The 18,090-nt window shown below is 62.4% G+C and carries 16 protein-coding genes and 4 tRNA genes; 3 read left to right on the top strand and 17 right to left on the bottom strand.

The annotated features are described in order from the left end of the window. Positions 1–22: 22 nt before the first annotated feature. From rpoB to QZ656_RS13660, 12 genes are all read right to left on the bottom strand, one after another. Positions 23–4,306, bottom strand: coding sequence for a DNA-directed RNA polymerase subunit beta (rpoB, locus tag QZ656_RS13715; RefSeq protein ID WP_291993936.1), 4,284 nt, complete (start codon positions 4,304–4,306; stop codon positions 23–25). Between the two features lie 270 nt (positions 4,307–4,576). Then, entirely contained in the window at positions 4,577–4,945 is a 369-nt protein-coding gene (gene rplL, locus QZ656_RS13710; RefSeq protein WP_291993935.1) for a 50S ribosomal protein L7/L12, read from the bottom strand. Between the two features lie 55 nt (positions 4,946–5,000). After that, positions 5,001–5,498, bottom strand: coding sequence for a 50S ribosomal protein L10 (rplJ, locus tag QZ656_RS13705; RefSeq protein ID WP_291993934.1), 498 nt, complete (start codon positions 5,496–5,498; stop codon positions 5,001–5,003). A gap of 285 nt (positions 5,499–5,783) precedes the next feature. Further along, a complete protein-coding gene (rplA, locus tag QZ656_RS13700) occupies positions 5,784–6,473 on the bottom strand; it encodes a 50S ribosomal protein L1 (RefSeq protein WP_291993933.1) in 690 nt (229 codons plus the stop codon). 1 nt (position 6,474) lies between these two features. After that, a complete protein-coding gene (gene rplK / locus QZ656_RS13695) occupies positions 6,475–6,906 on the bottom strand; it encodes a 50S ribosomal protein L11 (protein WP_291993932.1) in 432 nt (143 codons plus the stop codon). Between the two features lie 125 nt (positions 6,907–7,031). After that, the gene (gene nusG / locus QZ656_RS13690; RefSeq protein WP_291993931.1) at positions 7,032–7,565 is read right to left on the bottom strand and encodes a transcription termination/antitermination protein NusG; all 534 of its coding nucleotides are present in this window, start codon (positions 7,563–7,565) and stop codon (positions 7,032–7,034) included. Further along, positions 7,562–7,915, bottom strand: coding sequence for a preprotein translocase subunit SecE (gene secE / locus QZ656_RS13685; RefSeq protein WP_291993930.1), 354 nt, complete (start codon positions 7,913–7,915; stop codon positions 7,562–7,564). The genes nusG and secE overlap by 4 nt, the downstream gene beginning before the upstream one ends. 31 nt (positions 7,916–7,946) lie before the next feature. Next, positions 7,947–8,022, bottom strand: a tRNA-Trp gene (locus QZ656_RS13680). A 59-nt stretch (positions 8,023–8,081) separates the two neighbouring features. Further along, positions 8,082–9,272 carry an elongation factor Tu gene (gene tuf, locus QZ656_RS13675; RefSeq protein ID WP_291993929.1) on the bottom strand — a complete coding sequence of 397 codons (1,191 nt, stop codon included), beginning with the start codon at positions 9,270–9,272 and terminating at the stop codon, positions 8,082–8,084. A 50-nt stretch (positions 9,273–9,322) separates the two neighbouring features. Then, a tRNA-Thr gene (locus QZ656_RS13670) sits at positions 9,323–9,397 on the bottom strand. A gap of 39 nt (positions 9,398–9,436) precedes the next feature. Next, positions 9,437–9,510: transfer RNA gene (locus QZ656_RS13665), tRNA-Gly, on the bottom strand. A gap of 52 nt (positions 9,511–9,562) precedes the next feature. Continuing rightward, positions 9,563–9,647, bottom strand: a tRNA-Tyr gene (locus QZ656_RS13660). 180 nt (positions 9,648–9,827) lie between these two features. Here QZ656_RS13660 and QZ656_RS13655 point away from each other — a divergent pair. The 3 genes from QZ656_RS13655 (at position 9,828) to QZ656_RS13645 (ending at position 12,618) form a co-directional block, all read left to right on the top strand. Beyond that, positions 9,828–11,270: an FAD-linked oxidase C-terminal domain-containing protein gene (locus tag QZ656_RS13655; RefSeq protein WP_291993928.1), complete on the top strand. Its 1,443-nt coding sequence runs from the start codon at positions 9,828–9,830 to the stop codon at positions 11,268–11,270. A gap of 26 nt (positions 11,271–11,296) precedes the next feature. Then, positions 11,297–12,088: a class I SAM-dependent methyltransferase gene (locus QZ656_RS13650; protein WP_291993927.1), complete on the top strand. Its 792-nt coding sequence runs from the start codon at positions 11,297–11,299 to the stop codon at positions 12,086–12,088. A 98-nt stretch (positions 12,089–12,186) separates the two neighbouring features. Beyond that, the gene (locus tag QZ656_RS13645; RefSeq protein WP_291993926.1) at positions 12,187–12,618 is read left to right on the top strand and encodes a PhaM family polyhydroxyalkanoate granule multifunctional regulatory protein; all 432 of its coding nucleotides are present in this window, start codon (positions 12,187–12,189) and stop codon (positions 12,616–12,618) included. A gap of 88 nt (positions 12,619–12,706) precedes the next feature. Here the strand turns inward: QZ656_RS13645 and QZ656_RS13640 are convergent, their stop codons facing one another. The 5 genes from QZ656_RS13640 to QZ656_RS13620 all read right to left on the bottom strand — a co-directional run bounded on the left by QZ656_RS13640 (position 12,707) and on the right by QZ656_RS13620 (position 17,829). Then, positions 12,707–13,873, bottom strand: a complete 1,167-nt coding sequence (locus QZ656_RS13640) for a CaiB/BaiF CoA-transferase family protein (RefSeq protein WP_291993925.1) — start codon at positions 13,871–13,873, stop codon at positions 12,707–12,709. Beyond that, on the bottom strand, positions 13,870–14,373 hold the full coding sequence (locus tag QZ656_RS13635; RefSeq protein ID WP_291993924.1) for a hypothetical protein: 504 nt from the start codon (positions 14,371–14,373) through the stop codon (positions 13,870–13,872). The genes QZ656_RS13640 and QZ656_RS13635 overlap by 4 nt, the downstream gene beginning before the upstream one ends. Beyond that, positions 14,370–15,602 (bottom strand): AMP-binding protein, encoded by a 1,233-nt coding sequence (locus QZ656_RS13630; protein WP_291993923.1) that lies wholly within the window; start codon positions 15,600–15,602, stop codon positions 14,370–14,372. The genes QZ656_RS13635 and QZ656_RS13630 overlap by 4 nt, the downstream gene beginning before the upstream one ends. Positions 15,603–15,713: 111 nt before the next feature. After that, entirely contained in the window at positions 15,714–16,526 is an 813-nt protein-coding gene (locus QZ656_RS13625) for an ABC transporter ATP-binding protein (protein ID WP_291993922.1), read from the bottom strand. A gap of 253 nt (positions 16,527–16,779) precedes the next feature. Continuing rightward, positions 16,780–17,829 carry an ABC transporter substrate-binding protein gene (locus tag QZ656_RS13620; protein ID WP_291994212.1) on the bottom strand — a complete coding sequence of 350 codons (1,050 nt, stop codon included), beginning with the start codon at positions 17,827–17,829 and terminating at the stop codon, positions 16,780–16,782. Positions 17,830–18,090 lie beyond the last annotated feature (261 nt).

The raw sequence follows: 18,090 nt of genomic DNA, 5'->3' as shown, positions 1-18,090 counted from the left end.
CGTTCCAGGCCTTGGCAAACAATCAGAAACGCTCGAGGTCGATATCGATCGCCAGCGACCGGATTTCCTTGACCAGGACGTTGAAGGACTCGGGCATGCCGGCCTCGATCTTGTGGTCACCCTTGACGATGTTCTCGTACACCTTGGTGCGGCCATTAACGTCGTCTGACTTGACGGTCAGCATTTCCTGCAGCACGTAGGAGGCGCCGTAAGCCTCAAGTGCCCACACTTCCATTTCGCCGAAGCGCTGACCACCGAACTGCGCCTTGCCGCCCAACGGTTGTTGGGTGACCAGCGAGTACGGGCCAGTCGAACGCGCGTGCATCTTGTCGTCGACCAGGTGGTGCAGCTTCAACACGTGCATATAGCCCACCGTCACCTGCCGCTCGAACTTTTCGCCGGTGCGACCGTCGTAGAGCGTCATCTGACCCGATTCAGGCATCTCTGCCAGCGCCAGCATGGCCTTGATTTCCGATTCCTTGGCGCCGTCGAAGACTGGCGTCGCAAACGGTACGCCCGCTTCGAGGTTGCCGGCCATTTCAATGATCTCGCCGTCGCTGAGCTGATCGAGATCTTCGGACTTGCCGGTGCTGTTGTAGATCTGCTCGAGGAAGCCACGCACTTCCTGCGCAGTGGCCTGCCGACGCCGCATTTCCTCGATCCGCTGGCCCAGGCCCTTGGCGGCCAGTCCGAGGTGGACCTCGAGAATCTGGCCAACGTTCATCCGTGACGGTACGCCGAGCGGGTTGAGGACGATATCGACGGGCCGACCATCGGCCATGTACGGCATATCCTCGACCGGCACGATACGCGACACGACACCCTTGTTACCGTGCCGTCCGGCCATCTTGTCACCGGCCTGCAGGCGGCGTCTGACGGCCACGTAGACCTTGACCATTTTCTGCACGCCGGGCGGCAACTCGTCGCCCTGGGTGAGCTTCTTGCGTTTTTCCTCAAAAGCGACGTCGAAGCCCTTGCGGGTCTGCTCCAGACCGTCACGCAGAGACTCGAGCTGATGGGCAACCTCATCGTCGGCCATCCGGATATCGAACCAATGGTGCGGATCGATACCATCGAGATAGTCCTGAGCGACCAGCGTACCCTTGGCCAGGCGCTTGGGTCCGCCGTTGGCCGGCTTGCCGATGATCATCCGCTCGACCCGCGCGAAGGCATCACGCTCGACGATCCGCAGTTGGTCGGCGAGGTCGAGCTTGTAGCTGCGCAGGTGGTCATCGATGATCGACTGCGCGCGCTTGTCACGCTCGATACCCTCGCGGGTAAACACCTGCACGTCGATAACCGTGCCGGCGATGCCTGACTGAACGCGCAGCGAGGTGTCCTTCACATCGGACGCTTTCTCACCAAAGATCGCCCGCAGGAGTTTCTCTTCGGGGGTCAATTGCGTTTCGCCCTTTGGCGTCACCTTGCCGACCAGTACGTCACCGGCTTCAACCTCGGCGCCGATATAGACGATTCCCGATTCGTCGAGCCGCGACAGTTGCGACTCACCGAGCGAGGCGATGTCGCGCGTGATTTCCTCGGGGCCGAGCTTGGTATCACGAGCGACAACAGTCAGCTCTTCGATGTGGATCGACGTGAAGCGATCTTCGGCGACGACGCGCTCGGAGATCAGGATCGAGTCCTCGAAGTTGTAGCCGTTCCAGGGCATGAAGGCGACCAGCATGTTCTGGCCGAGCGCCAGCTCGCCCTTGTCGGTCGACGCACCGTCGGCGACGACGTCGGCCTTGGCAATGACATCGCCGACGCGGACCAGCGGCCGCTGGTTGATGTTGGTGTTCTGGTTGGAGCGGATGTACTTGACCATGTTGTAGATGTCGACACCGACTTCACCCGGACCCGTCTCGTCATCATTGACGCGGACCACGACGCGTGCCGCATCGACGTAGTCGACGACGCCGCCGCGCAAGGCCTGCACTGCCGTACCCGAGTCGACCGCCACCGTTCGTTCGATGCCGGTGCCGACCAGCGGCTTCTCCGGACGCAGGCAGGGAACCGCCTGGCGTTGCATGTTGGCGCCCATCAATGCGCGGTTGGCGTCGTCGTGCTCGAGGAAGGGAATCAGCGACGCCGCCACCGAAACGATCTGGCTTGGCGCAACGTCCATGTACTGGACGCGCGCCGGCTCGGCAAGAATCGTCTCGCCCTTTTCGCGGCAGGTCACCAGGTCGTCGGTCAGGACGCCGGCGTCGCCGAGATCGGAGTTGGCCTGGGCGATGATATAGGCGCCCTCTTCGATCGCCGACAGGTACTCGATCTGGTTGGTCACCCGACCGTCGACCACCTTGCGGTAAGGCGTTTCCAGGAAACCATACTCGTTGGTGCGCGCGTACAGCGCCAGCGAGTTGATCAGGCCGATGTTCGGTCCTTCCGGCGTTTCGATCGGGCACACCCGGCCGTAGTGGGTCGGATGCACGTCGCGCACTTCGAAACCGGCACGCTCGCGGGTCAGGCCACCCGGGCCGAGCGCCGAAACGCGCCGCTTGTGCGTGATCTCGGACAGCGGGTTGGTCTGGTCCATGAATTGCGACAGCTGGCTGGATCCGAAAAACTCGCGGACGGCAGCGCTGATCGGCTTGGCGTTGATCAGATCGTGCGGCATCAGATTGTCGGACTCGGCCTGCGACAAGCGCTCCTTGACCGCGCGTTCGACGCGTACCAGGCCGGCACGGAACTGGTTTTCGGCCAATTCGCCGACCGAGCGAACGCGGCGATTACCGAGATGGTCGATGTCGTCGACTTCGCCGCGGCCGTTGCGCAACTCGACCAGCAGCTTGATCACTTCGACGATATCTCGGGGCGACAGCGTCAGCTGTTCGCGCGCCTCACCGGTCACACCGGCCGCTTTTAGCTGGTCGAAGAGCGCCACGGCGGTCGCTTCGGTCAGGTTTTCGGCGACCGCGCGCGGACCATGGCCCAGCTCGCCGAGGATCTGTTCAGCCGGGGCCACCGAGTTGGTCAGGGCTTCGCTGAGCAGCTTGACGATCGCCTCACGCTTGGACGGCACATGCTTGACCATGATCTTGTGTTCGACGACGTCCTGGCGGCCGACGCGGCGATTGAACTTCATGCGACCGACGGCAGAAAGGTCATAGCGGTCGTCGGAGTAGAACAGGCCGTGGAACAGGATTTCGACCGCATCTTCGGTCGGCGGCTCGCCTGGCCGCATCATCCGATAGATGGCAATGCGCGCCGCCTGCCGGGTAGCGGTGTCGTCGGTACGCAAAGTCTGCGAGATGAAGCCGCCGCGGTCGAGGTCGTTGATGTACAGGGTATGCAAGGACTCGATCCCGGCTTCGACCAGCTTGGCCACCAGCGTTTCGGTAATCTCGTCATTGGCGTTGGCCAGGATCTCGCCGCTGCTCGGGTCGATGATGTCTTCGGCGACTACCCGGCCGATCAGGAAGTCATCCGGGACGGCAACCTGTTTCAGTCCGGCCGCATCGAGTTCACGAATGTGCTTGGCGGTAATCCGCTTGTCTTTGGCGATGATCAGCGTGCCGGACGCGTCGTTGAAGTCGAAACGCGCCACTTCACCACGCAGGCGCTCGGGTACCAGTGCGAATTCGATCACGTTCTTGCCGAGCAGGAAAGTGTCAAACTCGAAGAACTCGCGCAGAATCTGTTGCGGCGTCAGGCCAATGGCTTTCAGCAGCGTCGTTACCGGCATCTTGCGGCGACGGTCGACGCGGAAGAACAGCAAGTCCTTGGGGTCGAATTCAAAATCCAGCCAGGAGCCACGGTAGGGAATCACTCGCGCCGAAAAGAGCAGCTTGCCCGAGCTATGCGTCTTGCCGCGATCGTGCTCGAAGAAGACCCCCGGCGAGCGGTGCAACTGCGAGACGATGACGCGCTCGGTGCCGTTTATGACGAAGGAGCCGGTGGTCGTCATCAGCGGGATTTCGCCCATGTAGACTTCCTGCTCCTTGACTTCCTTGATCGTGTCGGGCGTTTCGCGATCGAGAATCACCAGGCGAACCTTCGCCCGCAAGGCCGACGCGAAGGTCAGGCCACGCTGGTGACATTCCTTGACGTCGAAGGCCGGTTCGGAGAGGGCAAAGCTGACGAACTCCAGGCGCGCGTTGCCGCTGTGACTGACGATCGGGAAGATGGACGAAAACGCAGCCTGCAATCCCTGATTCTTGCGCTGCGCTACGGGAACCGTTCGCTGCAGGAAAGCAGAGAAGGACTCCAGCTGGGTTGCCAGCAAGAACGGCACTTCAAGCACGCTGGCGCGCTTGGCGAAGCTCTTGCGGATACGCTTTTTCTCGGTGTAGGAGTAGTTCATGGTTGCTCCGAACTCAGAATGCAAATCCTCTAGTGCACACCAGCGACGGTCGAGAGACCGGCTGGTGGGCAACGGACAAACGCAATACGATTAGCACGCAACACCACAGAAGACGACAAATGCTGGATCGCCGTGGCCGCTCTACTCATTCTTGCGTTTGCGCGCTGCAGCCGCCCGCGTTGGCGAAACGCGGCGACGTAAACATGTTTCCGGAAAAGCACAAACGGGCTGACAGCCGAAAGGCTGTCAGCCCGAAGCGCACGGCCGGAATTACTTGACCTCGACCTTGGCTCCAGCGTCCTCAAGTAGCTTTCTGAGTGCGTCAGCATCGGCCTTGGAAACGCCTTCCTTGACCGCCTTCGGTGCGCCATCGACGAGGTCCTTCGCTTCCTTCAGGCCAAGGCCGGTAGCGGCGCGGACGACCTTGATCGTTTCGACCTTCTTCTCACCGCTAGCCATGAGCATCACGGTGAATTCGGTCTGCTCCTCGACCACTGCCGCGGCGGCGCCTGGCGCAGCGACGGCCATCGAAGCGGCGGAAACGCCGAACTTCTCTTCGAACGCCTTGACCAGATCATTCAGGTCCATGACCGTCATCGCGCCAACGGCTTCCAGGATCTCTTCTTTACTAATAGCCATAATCAATAAACTCCTAAATCTCTAAATCCGAATACTCGAAAAAACCAACGGGCGATCAGGCGACCACTTCTTCTCGCTGTTTGGCCAGCGCCGCCAGCGCACAGGCAAAACCGGTCACCGGCGCCTGCATCATCCCCAGCAACTGCCCGAGCAGCTCTTCGCGACTTGGCACCGAAGCGAGCTTCTGCACGCCGGCCTTGTCGAGCAGCTCACCGGCGTAGCTGCCGGCTTTCAGGATCAGCTTGTCGTTGGTCTTGGCAAAGTCATTGAGCACTTTCGCCGCTGCCACCGGATCCTCGGAGATGCTGTAGATCAGCGGTCCCGTCATCTGCTCGGCCAGACAAGCAAAGGCACTGCCTTCGACCGCCCGCCGCACCAGAGTGTTTTTCAGCACGCGCAAATAGACACCGGCAGCGCGCGCCTGCGCCCGCAGACGGGTCAGGTGAGCAACCGGCATACCGCTGTACTCGGCCACGACCACCGTCTGGGCGGCAGCTATTCTGGCCGACACTTCGGCCACAACAGCTTTCTTTTCATCAAGATTAAGACCCACAGGCCCTTCCTCCCTTCAAGTCAACAGACGACGCATCCGGCTGGACGCGCCGCACCCACGGCGACCTTGGATCAGGGCTGGCGGCAACCGGCTTACGCCGTTCACCGCGAAATCCTTCTCGGGGCACACCGTCTATGCAGGCTGCTTGCGCGCTTAAGCCTCTGGCCATGATGACCGTCGGCACCTGCGGTCTTTGACGATCCGTCAGCGGCGCTGCAAGGCACCGCCGACAGCCCAACAAAGTTCCTTGCCGGAGCACGTCAAAAACGTTCTCCGGAACATTTTTCACAGCGTGGACGCGTCCACGCGAACGCCTGGGCCCATCGTGCTGGATACCGCGATCTTTTGCAGGTACTGGCCCTTCGCGGTGGCCGGCTTGGCCTTCATTAGCGCCTCGACCAGCGCCTTGAGGTTGATCGTCAGCTTATCGACGTCAAAAGACGCGCGGCCGATGGTGCTGTGGATGATGCCGCCCTTGTCGGTACGGTATTGGACCTGACCGGCCTTGGCGTTCTTCACGGCGGTGGCCACGTCCATCGTTACCGTACCCACCTTGGGGTTCGGCATCAGGCCGCGCGGCCCGAGGATCTGACCCAACTGGCCAACTACCCGCATCGCATCCGGGGTGGCAATGACGCGATCGAAATTCATCACGCCCGCTTTGATCTCGGCAGCGAGATCCTCAAAACCGACGATATCGGCGCCGGCCTCGATAGCCGCCGCTGCCTTCTCACCCTGGGCAAAAACGGCGACACGGATGGTTTTGCCGGTACCCGCCGGCAGGACCACCGAGCCGCGCACGATCTGATCCGATTTGCGCGGGTCGACGCCGAGCGAAACGGCGACATCGACGGATTCGTCGAATTTGGCCGTCGCCAATTCCTTGACCAGTTTCAGCGCGTCGGCGACGGCAACGCTGGTACCGCGGTCAACCTTGCCCGCAAAAGCTTTTTGACGCTTGCTAAGACTTGCCATTTCAGACTCCCTCCACCGTGACGCCCATCGTCCGGGCGCTGCCGGCGATGGTGCGAACTGCGGCGTCCATGTCGGCAGCCGTCAGGTCAGGCATTTTCTGCGTGGCGATCGCCTCGCACTGCGCACGCGTCAAGTTGCCGACCTTGTTGGTCAGCGGCTTGGCGCTACCCTTCGCCAGAGCAATCGCTTTCTTGATCAGAACGGTCGCCGGCGGCGTCTTCATGATGAAGGTAAAGCTCTTGTCCGCGAACGCGGTGATCACCACGGGAATCGGCAGACCCGGCTCCATGCCCTGCGTCTGGGCGTTGAAAGCCTTGCAGAACTCCATGATATTCAGGCCACGCTGACCCAGTGCCGGGCCAATCGGTGGCGACGGGTTCGCCTTGCCCGCAGGCACCTGTAGCTTGATGTAGCCAGTGATTTTCTTTGCCACGGTAGGACTCCTTTAGACGGGTTCAAGCGCGCTCGTGACAGCGCTCCCCAAATGACAAACGCGGCCCGCGAGCCGCACTACTGCAGTGCGTCATAAAAATCGCGCACCGCAACTTGCTTGCAGCGTCAGGCCTTCTCGACTTGAGCAAACTCCAACTCGACAGGCGTCGGGCGACCAAAAATGGTCACCGATACCCGCAGACGATTCTTCTCGTAGTTCACCTGTTCGACGGCACCATGAAAATCGGTAAAAGGCCCTTCCTTGACGCGAACAACCTCGCCCGGCTCGAACAAGACCTTCGGACGCGGCTTTTCGACGCCTTCCTGGATTTGCTGCATGATTTTTTCGACCTCTTTTTCGGAGATCGGTGTCGGCTTGTTGGCAGTGCCGCCGACGAAACCGGTAACTTTTGGCGTGCTCTTGACGAGGTGCCACGACTCGTCGTTCATTTCCATTTCGACCAGCACATAGCCCGGAAAGAACTTCCGCTCAGAAATGCTTTTCTGACCCATCTTGAGCTCGACCACTTCCTCGACGGGCACCATAATCTTGCCGAAGGCGTGCTCCATGCCCTGTCGCTGGATGCGCTCGAGCAGGGCGCGATGGACGCTCTTTTCGAACCCCGAATAGGCATGTACGACATACCAGCGCATGCTCATAATTGTCTCCAGCCAAGAACCAGGTCGTACAAAACCCACTCCAGACCCTTGTCGGTCAACCAGAGAAAGAGCGCCATCACTACCACAAAGGCGAACACCAGGCCGGTGGTCTGGACGGTTTCCTTACGCGAAGGCCAGACGACCTTTTTTCCCTCGTTGCTCGCCTCTTTGGCGAAAACGAAGAAGTTACGGCCCGGCTCGGTTTGCCAGGCGACAGCGGACGCAAGCCCCGCACCGACGAGGACCGCGAGGACGCGCAAGATCATTGCCTGCTCGGCGAGCAGGTAGAAGCCAGCGATGCCGGCGACGAGTAGCAATACCGCCAACGCAAACTTTAACTTATCGGCCATGTGGTCCGCTTTGCTTACTTCTTGCATATTGTGGCAGGGGCAGAGGGAATCGAACCCCCAACCTTCGGTTTTGGAGACCGACGCTCTGCCAGTTGAGCTATGCCCCTGCAGCAGAGACCAGAGCGTACCGCGAACAGCCCGCCCCGTGTCTTGAACTGACCTGTTGTTACTCGATGATCTTGGCGACGACACCAGCGCCGACGGTACGACCGCCTTCGCGAATGGCGAAACGCAGACCTTCTTCCATGGCGATCGGTGCAATCAGCTTGACCGTCATCTGGATGTTGTCACCAGGCATCACCATCTCGACACCTTCCGGCATGGAGATCGCGCCGGTCACATCGGTCGTGCGGAAATAGAACTGCGGACGATAGTTGTTGAAGAACGGCGTGTGACGACCACCCTCCTCCTTCGACAGCACGTACACTTCACCCGAGAAGTGGGTGTGCGGCTTGATCGAACCCGGCTTCGCCAGCACCTGTCCGCGCTCGACGTCTTCGCGCTTGACGCCACGCAGCAGAACACCGACGTTATCGCCTGCCTGACCTTGGTCGAGCAGTTTGCGGAACATCTCGACGCCGGTACAGATGGTCTTCAGAGTCGGCCGAATGCCGACGATCTCGACTTCCTCACCAACCTTGACGATGCCGCGCTCGACACGACCGGTGACCACCGTACCACGACCGGAGATCGAGAAAACGTCTTCGATCGGCAACAGGAAGGGCTTGTCGATGGCCCGCTCGGGAGTCGGGATGTAGTTATCGAGAGCATCCGCCAGCGCCATCACCGACCCTTCGCCCTGCTCACCGGTATCGCCTTCGAGCGCCTTCAACGCCGAACCCGGGATGATCGGTACGTCGTCGCCCGGAAAGTCGTACTTCGACAGCAGCTCGCGCACTTCCATGTCGACCAGCTCGAGCAGCTCGGCATCGTCGACCATGTCGCACTTGTTCAGATAGACAATGATGTACGGCACACCGACCTGACGCGCCAGCAGAATGTGTTCGCGGGTCTGCGGCATCGGGCCGTCGGCCGCCGACACGACCAGGATCGCGCCATCCATCTGCGCAGCACCGGTGATCATGTTCTTGACGTAGTCGGCGTGACCCGGGCAATCGACGTGCGCGTAGTGCCGCTTGGCGGTCTCGTACTCGACGTGCGCGGTGTTGATCGTGATGCCGCGCGCCTTCTCTTCCGGCGCTGCGTCGATCTGGTCGTAAGCCTTGGCGGTACCGCCATATTTCTTCGACAGAATGGTCGTGATCGCCGCCGTCAGCGTCGTCTTGCCGTGGTCAACGTGCCCAATCGTGCCGACGTTAACGTGCGGCTTGTTACGTTCAAATTTTCCCTTGGCCATTACCGGTACCTCAAGACGTTAGAAGTTAATGAATCTACAGCAGCAAGCAGTGGTGCCCATGGACAGAATTGAACTGTCGACCTCTCCCTTACCAAGGGAGTGCTCTACCGCTGAGCTACATGGGCGTCGCGCAAGATACTTGAAGCAATTCCGCGGCCGCAGCGTGGAGCGGGTGAAGGGAATCGAACCCTCGTCATAAGCTTGGAAGGCTTCAGCTCTACCATTGAGCTACACCCGCAAAACCATTACCCGAAACACGATCAATCAAGCTTGCCAACAGCGGCATAATTTGGTGGAGGGAGAAGGATTCGAACCTTCGAAGGCAGAGCCGTCAGATTTACAGTCTGATCCCGTTGGCCACTTGGGTATCCCTCCAGCTCAGAGCCGACAATTCTGACGCCCAATCAGAATGCTGTCAAATGATTTTTCGAGCAGGGCAGTAGTATATTGCAGAATGCATGCCGCCTTACGCTTCTTTCGCTGGCTTCGGGCACTCTCGGCGTAGAATCGCGCCTTGCCCGCCAGCCACACGGGAAGCATCCGCCGGAGGCCGCCATGAACACCCCCTACCCTGACCACCAGCCCCTCGCCGACGAGCTCGTCGCCAGCCTGAAAAGTCGTTTTGGCATGCGTTTCTCGCAGGGTGAGTCGATCCGCGTGCAACACGGGCGAGACGAGTCCGCGCACCCGCCAGCGCTGCCCGATGGTGTCTTCTTTGCCGAGACCACCGACGAAGTCGCCGAGGTCGCTGGCCTTTGCCATCGCTATCGCGTGCCGATGATTCCCTACGGCGTCGGCAGTTCGGTCGAGGGACACGTTCTGGCGATCCACGGCGGCATCACCATCAGCCTGGCCGGAATGAACCGGATTCTCGCCACCCATGGCGACGATCTCGACGCCAGCGTCGAGGCCGGCGTCACGCGCCTGCAACTGAATGCGGCACTCAAGGGGAGCGGCCTGTTCTTCCCGATCGACCCGGGTGCCGACGCCTCGCTCGGCGGCATGGCGGCGACCCGCGCATCGGGGACCAACGCCGTCCGCTATGGCACCATGCGCGACAATGTGCTGGGCATGACGGTCGTTCTCGCCGATGGTCGGATCATCAAGACCGGCGGCCGGGCGCGCAAGTCTTCTGCCGGCTACGACCTGACCCGCCTGCTGATCGGATCGGAAGGAACGCTCGGGATCATCACCGAATTGACGGTCAAGCTGCAGCCGCTTCCCGAAGCCACCGCGGCGGCGGTGTGCGCCTTTCCTGACGTCGAGTCGGCGGTCAATACCGTTATTCAGACCATCCAGCTGGGCGTACCCGTAGCCCGCAGCGAACTGCTCGACGCGCTGACCCTATCGGCGGTCAATCGCCATAGCGGCACCGCTCTGAAGGAACTGCCAACGCTGTTCTTCGAGTTCCACGGCAGTCCAGCGGCGGTCAGAGAACAGGCGCAGATCGTCCAGGAAATCGCCACCAGTCTGGGCGGCGAGGATTTTGCCTGGGCGACTCGTGGCGAAGATCGTTCGCGCCTGTGGCAGGCGCGGCACAACGCCTATTTCGCCTGCCTGCAACTGCGACCGGGCTGCCGCGCTTTCCCCACCGACGTCTGCGTACCGATTTCTCGCCTCGCCGAATGCATCCGCCGCACCACCGAAGACATCGCCCAGGTTGCGCTGCCGATCGCCTTGTTCGGCCATGTCGGCGACGGCAACTTCCATCTGGTGGTCCTGGTCGACCCGGCCAGCGCGGAGGACCTGCGCGAAGCCAAATGGATCAACGAGCGCCTGGTCGAACGCGCGCTGGCGATGTCTGGCAGCTGCACCGGCGAACACGGCGTTGGTATCGGCAAGACGCGCTTCATGGTCCGCGAGCACGGCGACGGCGCGGTCGACGTAATGCGCGCGCTCAAGGCGGCGCTGGACCCCCGGCAGCTCCTCAACCCGGGCAAGATTCTGCCAGCCGACGACGCGCCGCCAGCCGCGGCGAACGGCCAGGTCGCGCGCTGAGCCGGCGCAGGAACGGGAACAGCGCCTTGTCTTTGCCGCCACCCGAGCCTACCGACACGACGCCGCGGCTGTTCGGCTCACAGCTGCGTCAATTGGCGCTGCAACTGGCCGCGGTACTTGCCGTTGTTTCGCTGGCCTGGCCCTACTACGGCATCCGCACTGAACAGCTGCCCTGGCCGCAGACCGCTTTCGCCATCGGCGGCGTCGCCCTGTCCTTGGCCGCATTGACCCGCCAGCGCTGGTGGTGGTGGCTGATCCACGCGCTCTTTGCGCCGCTCGCCTGGGCGGCATCGCAACTGGCCATCGACCCCGGCTGGTATCTGCTGTCACTGATCATGCTGCTGCTTGTTTATCGCGGGGCGCTTGACGGTCAGATCCCCTTGTACCTATCCAACCGGCCGACCGCCGCGGCGCTCGCCGAGTTCACCGCCGACCTGCCCGGGATGCGCTTTATCGATCTCGGCGCCGGCATCGGCAGCGTCCTTGGCCCGCTCGCCAGGCAGCGCCCGGACGGCCGCTTCGCCGGCGTCGAGAACGCACCGGCGACCTGGCTGGTCGGTCGCCTGCGAACTGCCGGCCTGGCCAATTGCGACTGGCGCTGGGGCGACATCTGGCGAACCGACGTCGCCGACCAGGACGTCGTCTACGCCTTCCTGTCACCAGCACCGATGGCCGATCTATGGGAAAAACTGCAGCGCGAGATGCGCCCTGGGAGCGTCTTCATCAGCAACAGCTTTGCCGTACCCGAAATCACCGCCGAGCGTGTGCTCGAAGTTGACGACGCGCGCCAGACGCGGCTCTACTGCTATCGTTTGTGAAGCGCCGCCGACGGCGACACTCGGCGCAATGAAACACCACCGACCGCTGCGCAAACTTTGCTAAGATGGCCGATCCCAATACGACTGGAGTACCAACAATGTCCGATCACGACTCGATGACCGATCCCATGAGCTTTGCCAAGAAAATGTGGGGAAGCATGGGCTTCTCCTCTCTGCAAGGAATGGTCACGCCGACCTTCGACGCTGATGAGATCGAGAAGAAGGTGAAGGATCTCAAGGCCGTCGAGAGCTGGCTGAAAATGAACCTGTCGATGCTGCAGATGACCATCCAGGGCCTGGAAATGCAGGCCGTGACGCTCAACGCCGTCCGGGCGATGAGCCACATGGGCAGCAATCTGGCACCCGGCGCGACCGTTGCCGACGACGCCCAAGGCGCCGCAGGCAGCGCTGACGGACTCAAGCAGGCGGCGCTGTTTCCCTGGACGATGATGCAGCAAATGCAGGAGCAAATGCAGAAAGCCGCCGCCGCAGTCCGCGAAAAGCAGTCGCCGGACGAGCCGAAAACCTGAAGCCACGCTAGCCGATCGGCTCGCACCGGTCGGTAAGCTGGCAACCGGCAACAGCGCCAACAAAGATCCAGATGGCGGCCGCCGCGCCTCAGATAATCGCCGCCGCGCGCAGGCCGCTGATCTCGGCGGCAGACCATCCGGCCTCAAGCAAGATCTCGTCGCTGTGCTCGCCGCGTTCAGGGGCGGCGCGCTCGACAGCGAAAACCCAACCGGAAAGTTTCACCGGTGGCGCGTACTGGGTCAGCCCGTCGGCGCGCAAAACCATGCCGCGGGCGCGAAAATGTGGATGTTGGAGGGCCTCGGCGACGTCGAGCACCGGCGTTACACAGCAATCGATCGCGGCGAAGAAATCGACCCAATAAGCCTGCTCGTGGGCGCTGAAAACGCTCGCGATTTCGTCAGCCAGTGCTCTGGCAGCAGCCCCACGCGCCGCGTGCGAGGCTTTCCAGTCGGGACGTGCGAGAGCGTCGCAAAAAACGTCCCAGAACTTCTTCTCGAGCGGCGCCACGGCCATGTAGCGCCGGTCGGCCGTGCCATAGACGCGGTAGCCCGGGTCGCCACCGGTCAGCGCATCGGCGCCGCGCGCCGGCACCGCGCCAGTGCTCTGCCAGGCAAACATCGGGAACAGGTTGTGCGCCAGCACGGCCTCGCTCATCGCCACGTCGACCAACCGACCCTGGCCGCTGCGCTGGGCGTCGAACAAGGCCGCCAGGATGCCCATCACGGCGCTCATCGCGCCACCCAGCAAGTCACCGATCTGCAGATTGGGAATCGCCGGCGGGCCACCATCGACGCCGATCTGATCGAGGACGCCGGCCAGGCCGATGTAGTTGAGGTCGTGCCCGGCAGCCATCGCCAGTGGCCCACTCTGACCGTAGCCGGTGATCGCACAATAGACGAGCCGCGGATTGAGCGCCTGCAGATCCTGATAGCCGATGCGCAGCCGATCGCTGACCCCCGGCCGAAAGCTTTCGACGACGACGTCGGCGGCCGCCGCCAGACGCAAGAAAACCTCGCGCCCTTGCGGACGTTTAAGGTCGAGGCGCAAACCGCGTTTGTTGCGATTGACGCTGCGATAGAAGGCGCTGACGCCGTCCGGGCCAGCACCGAGCAGGCGCGCGTAGTCACCAGCGCCATGATCCTCGATCTTGACGACGTCGGCACCCAGATCGGCGAGATGCAGCGTCGCCACCGGGCCGGGAAGCAGGCGCGTCAGGTCGAGTACGCGCACGCCACGCAAAGGTGCGCCGCTCATCGGCCCGACTCGCAGCGCTCGAACCAGGCCGCATCGACGTCGATCAGCGCACCTTTTTCCAGCGGCTGGTCGAGAAACTGCCCGCGGTACAGCCATCCCGTCGTGCCGTGCTGCGGCGACCACGGCGTCTCCCAGTCAGCAACCCGCAAGCGCACGCGCAGCACCTCGACAGTAAGCGGAACGCCACCGGCAAGCTCTGCTACGCAGGGCATCGCGGCGGCCAGTAGCGCGTAATCGGCTGGCGTATAGGCCGCCGCCGGCTTGCCGATGCGCGGGCAAAGCCCGAGCTGGCGCTGCTCGCGGGCAATCGCGGCGATGCTCCCCTGCAGCCAGTAGGTCGGCGTCTTGAGCAGCAAGCCCGCAGCGCCTTCGCGAAAGATCACACAGTCGCCGACCTGCGGGCCAGGCGCGGCGCCCGACGTCGCCGCTGGCGCCACTTCTGCCGCCCCTACTGCAGCCACCAGCAAGCCGGCGGCGACCGCCACGAGAGCGCGCCTCACGAGTACTCGCGCAGGTCTTCGATCACCTTGCCGTCATTTGGCAAAGCGCCGGGAGCATGGAAGACGACCTCGCCACGCAGCTTGGTAAGGTCCCGAATGCTGTCCACAACGGCGGCCATGAGCTCGCCGGACGGCACCGCGACGGCACAATGCAGAGTCATCCGATCGTCACCGCCGGGGTTGTCGACGACCAGCCGCGCGACGCCGATTGGTGCGTGCCGGGCGACGATGGCAGCAACCTGCGATGGGCGAACGAACATCCCCTTGACCTTGGTCGTCTGATCGGCACGTCCCAACCAACCCTTGATACGAACGTTGGTCCGGCCGCAGGAGCTGCCGCCGGGCAAGAGCGCCGAAAGGTCGCCGGTGGCAAAGCGAATCAGCGGGTAGTCGGCATTGAAGCTGGTGACCACCACCTCGCCGACCTCGCCCTCGGCAACCGGGTCGCCGGTGCCCGGGCGAACGATTTCGAGGAGAACGTCTTCCTCGACAAGCAGCCCCTCGTCGCTCGTCGTTTCGTAGGCGATCACGCCGACGTCGGCCGTCGCATAGGCTTGACGAACGACCACGCCGCGGTCACTGAACAGCTTTCGCAGCGCTGGCGGCAAGGGCTCTCCCGAGACGACGGCCTTCTGCAGCGAGCCGACGTCGGCGCCCAGCTCATCGGCTCGGTCGATGATGATGCGCAGGAACGACGGCGTGCCGACGTAGGCCACCGGCCGCAGATCGGCGATCGCCTGCACCTGCAGGTCGGTCTGTCCGACGCCCGCGGGAAAGACCGGGCAGCCCAGTTTCTGCGCCGCGCCTTCGAGCATGAAGCCGGCCGGCGTGAAGTGGTACGAGAAGGTGTTGTGCACCAGCTCGCCCGCTCTGAAGCCGGCGGCGTACAGGACCCGGGCAAAACGCCAGCAGTCCTGGCCACGGCCCTGCGGATCGTAGATCGGGCCCGGCGACGCGAAGACGCGTGCCAGCTCGGCCAAGGGCGTCGCCGTCAGCCCGCCGAACGGTGGTTGTGCCCGCTGCAGCTCGGTCAGATCGCTCTTGCGCGTCAGTGGCAGACTCGCCAGCGCGGCACGCGAAGTCACCGACTCCGGCGCCTGCTCGGCGAACAGCCGGCGAAAATAGGGCGACTTCCTTTTGGCGTGCGCGACCTGCTGCGGCAGACGCGCCATCAACCAGGCTTCGCGCTCTCGTGGCAGGCGCGTTTCCAGCGAATCGTAGTAGCTCATGGACTTGTCACTTACACCCCGGGAAAGTTTGCGCCAGACCAGCCGGACACGGCGTCGGGGCACACGGAAAAATGGCTGATCAGCTGCAAGACCGCGTGTCCGGGCGACGACTCAGGAAAGCCAGCGCTTGCGCCGCCGATAGTGCTTGACGTCGCGGAAACTCTTGCGCCCGACCGACGAAAGACCCAGGTAGAACTCCTTGACGTCTTCGTTGGCCGCCAGATCGCTGGCTGCCCCCTCCATCACGACACGGCCGTTTTCGAGGATGTAGCCAAAATCGGCGTAGCGCAGCGCCATGTTGGTGTTCTGCTCGGCGAGCAGGAAAGTCACTCCCTCCTTCTGGTTCAGGTCTTTGACGATGGAGAACACCTCGTCGACGATCTGTGGCGCCAGCCCCATCGACGGCTCGTCGAGCAACACCATGCGCGGGTTGGCCATCAGCGCCCGACCGACAGCGCACATCTGTTGCTCGCCGCCCGAGGTGTACGCCGCCTGGCTGCCACGACGCGTCTTCAGGCGTGGAAAGTACGAATACACCTTCTCCAGCGTACTATTGATCGCTCCCTTGCCATCGCGGCGGGTGTAGGCGCCGGTCAGCAGGTTTTCTTCGATACTCAGATGGCCAAAGCAATGCCGCCCCTCCATCACCTGAATGACGCCGCGCTTGACCAGATCGGCCGGCGTCAGCGCTTCGATGCGCTCGTCGCGCAACTCGATGGTGCCTTTGGTCACTTCACCGCGCTCGCCGTGCAGCAAGTTGCTGACGGCGCGCAGGGTCGTCGTTTTGCCGGCACCGTTGCCCCCCAGCAGGGCCACCACGCCGCCCTCGGGAACGCTGAACGAAACGCCTTTGAGAACCAGGATCACGTGGTTGTAGATGACCTCGATGCTGTTGACTCGGAGAAGAATGTTGGCGGTGCTCATGGCGTCTCGTCGCTTGGCGTTCGGCTTCGCCCTGCCGCATGCGGCAGGGCGAACACAGGATTCAGGGCTCGCCGTGACGAGCCCGGCGGGACTTAGGCGATTTCTGTCAAAGAACATACCACCTTGCTTGTCTTTTCACCCGTCTTCTGTGTTGCGACAAACAGTTGCATAGTTCGACTATGCGCCTGTTGTCGCGCCTTGAAGACGACCGAAAATCCGGCGCAATCTGGTACGTCCTTTTCCGGCAATCGCCTTACTTGTTACACTCCTCGGGAGTGCGCGGCGCCTGCTTCTTCTCCTCCGCATACTTGCCGGAGGCCAGCATCACCATCGGGCGCAGCGTATTGGCATCGGCCTGGTACCAGTCGGGTGACAAAAACTCCCACTTCTTGCCGTTCCAGGTGTGAATGCGCACCCACGACGATCCCATGTGGTCAAGGCACGAGGTCTGCACCGGCCGCATCACGCCGGCAAAGCCCATCGCATCGAGCGCTTTCTGGTCGAGATCGAGATGCTCCAGCCCCCAGCGCACCTGCTCGCCGGTCATCACCTTGCCCTTGCCGTAACGCTCTTGCGCCTTGCGGACGCCTTCGACGGCGAGCATCGCCGAAATCAGGCCACGCATGTAGAGCACGTCACCCACTTCCTCTTTCGGCCCGGTGCCCAGTCCCTTGGCGTGCAAGGTCGCGAGAATGTCCTTGACGACCTTCGAATCGGGCTCGGCGCCATGCTGCAGGGTCATCGCGCTATACCCTTTGGCACCTTCACCAACGTCCCTGACGTCGGGTTCGGCACCCGACCACCAGTTGCCCAGCATCTTGTCGCGCGGATAGCCGGTCGCCTGCGCTTCACGCAAGGCGGTCAGGTTCATCACCCCCCAACCGGAAAGCAGAACGAAGTCTGGCCTGGCCTGGCGGATCTGCAGCCAGGTCGCTTTTTGCTCGACGCCCGGCGCGGCCACCGGCAGGAGTTGCACGCTGTAGCCGTATTTCTTGCTCAGCTCCTCGAGCACCGGGATCGCCTCCTTGCCGTACGGACTGTCGTGATAGACCAGCGCGATCTTCTTGCCCTTCAGATTGGCCACACCGCCCATCTTCTTGGCGATGTACTGGATGGCGACTTCGGAACCGACCCAGTAGGTCCCGAGCAGGGGAAAGTTCCAGGCAAAGACGGCGCCATTTTGCGATTCGCTACGGCCGTAACCCGCCGTAATCAGCGGGATCTTGTCCTTCGGCGCTTTCTCGGTCAGCGCGAAGGTGCCGCCCGTCGACAGCGGCTGGAACACCGTCGCGCCGCCGTGCATGCCCTTCAGGCGCTTCTTCAAAGCATTCCGACGATTTACCCGGGTCCCCGGCCCCGCGGTAACCCTCGCGCACATCCGCGAAAACGTTTCCCCTTCCCCACTCCCCTTTGAATCTCCCGCCCTCTGTCGGTTTGTTTTTTTTTCACAATTTTTGGAGGTAAATTCCGATATAACCCGTTTTCCCCAGGATTTGGGCATTCTGGGCGCGATGCCGGCCCCCGGTTTACGGGCACCACTAAACCGAATAACTGGGCTTCCCTT

This window comes from Candidatus Accumulibacter sp. ACC003, from assembly GCF_907163085.1.
Lineage (GTDB): Bacteria > Pseudomonadota > Gammaproteobacteria > Burkholderiales > Rhodocyclaceae > Accumulibacter.
Note: the sequence above shows the minus strand (reverse complement) of the source record. Positions and strands in the feature narration are given on the sequence as shown.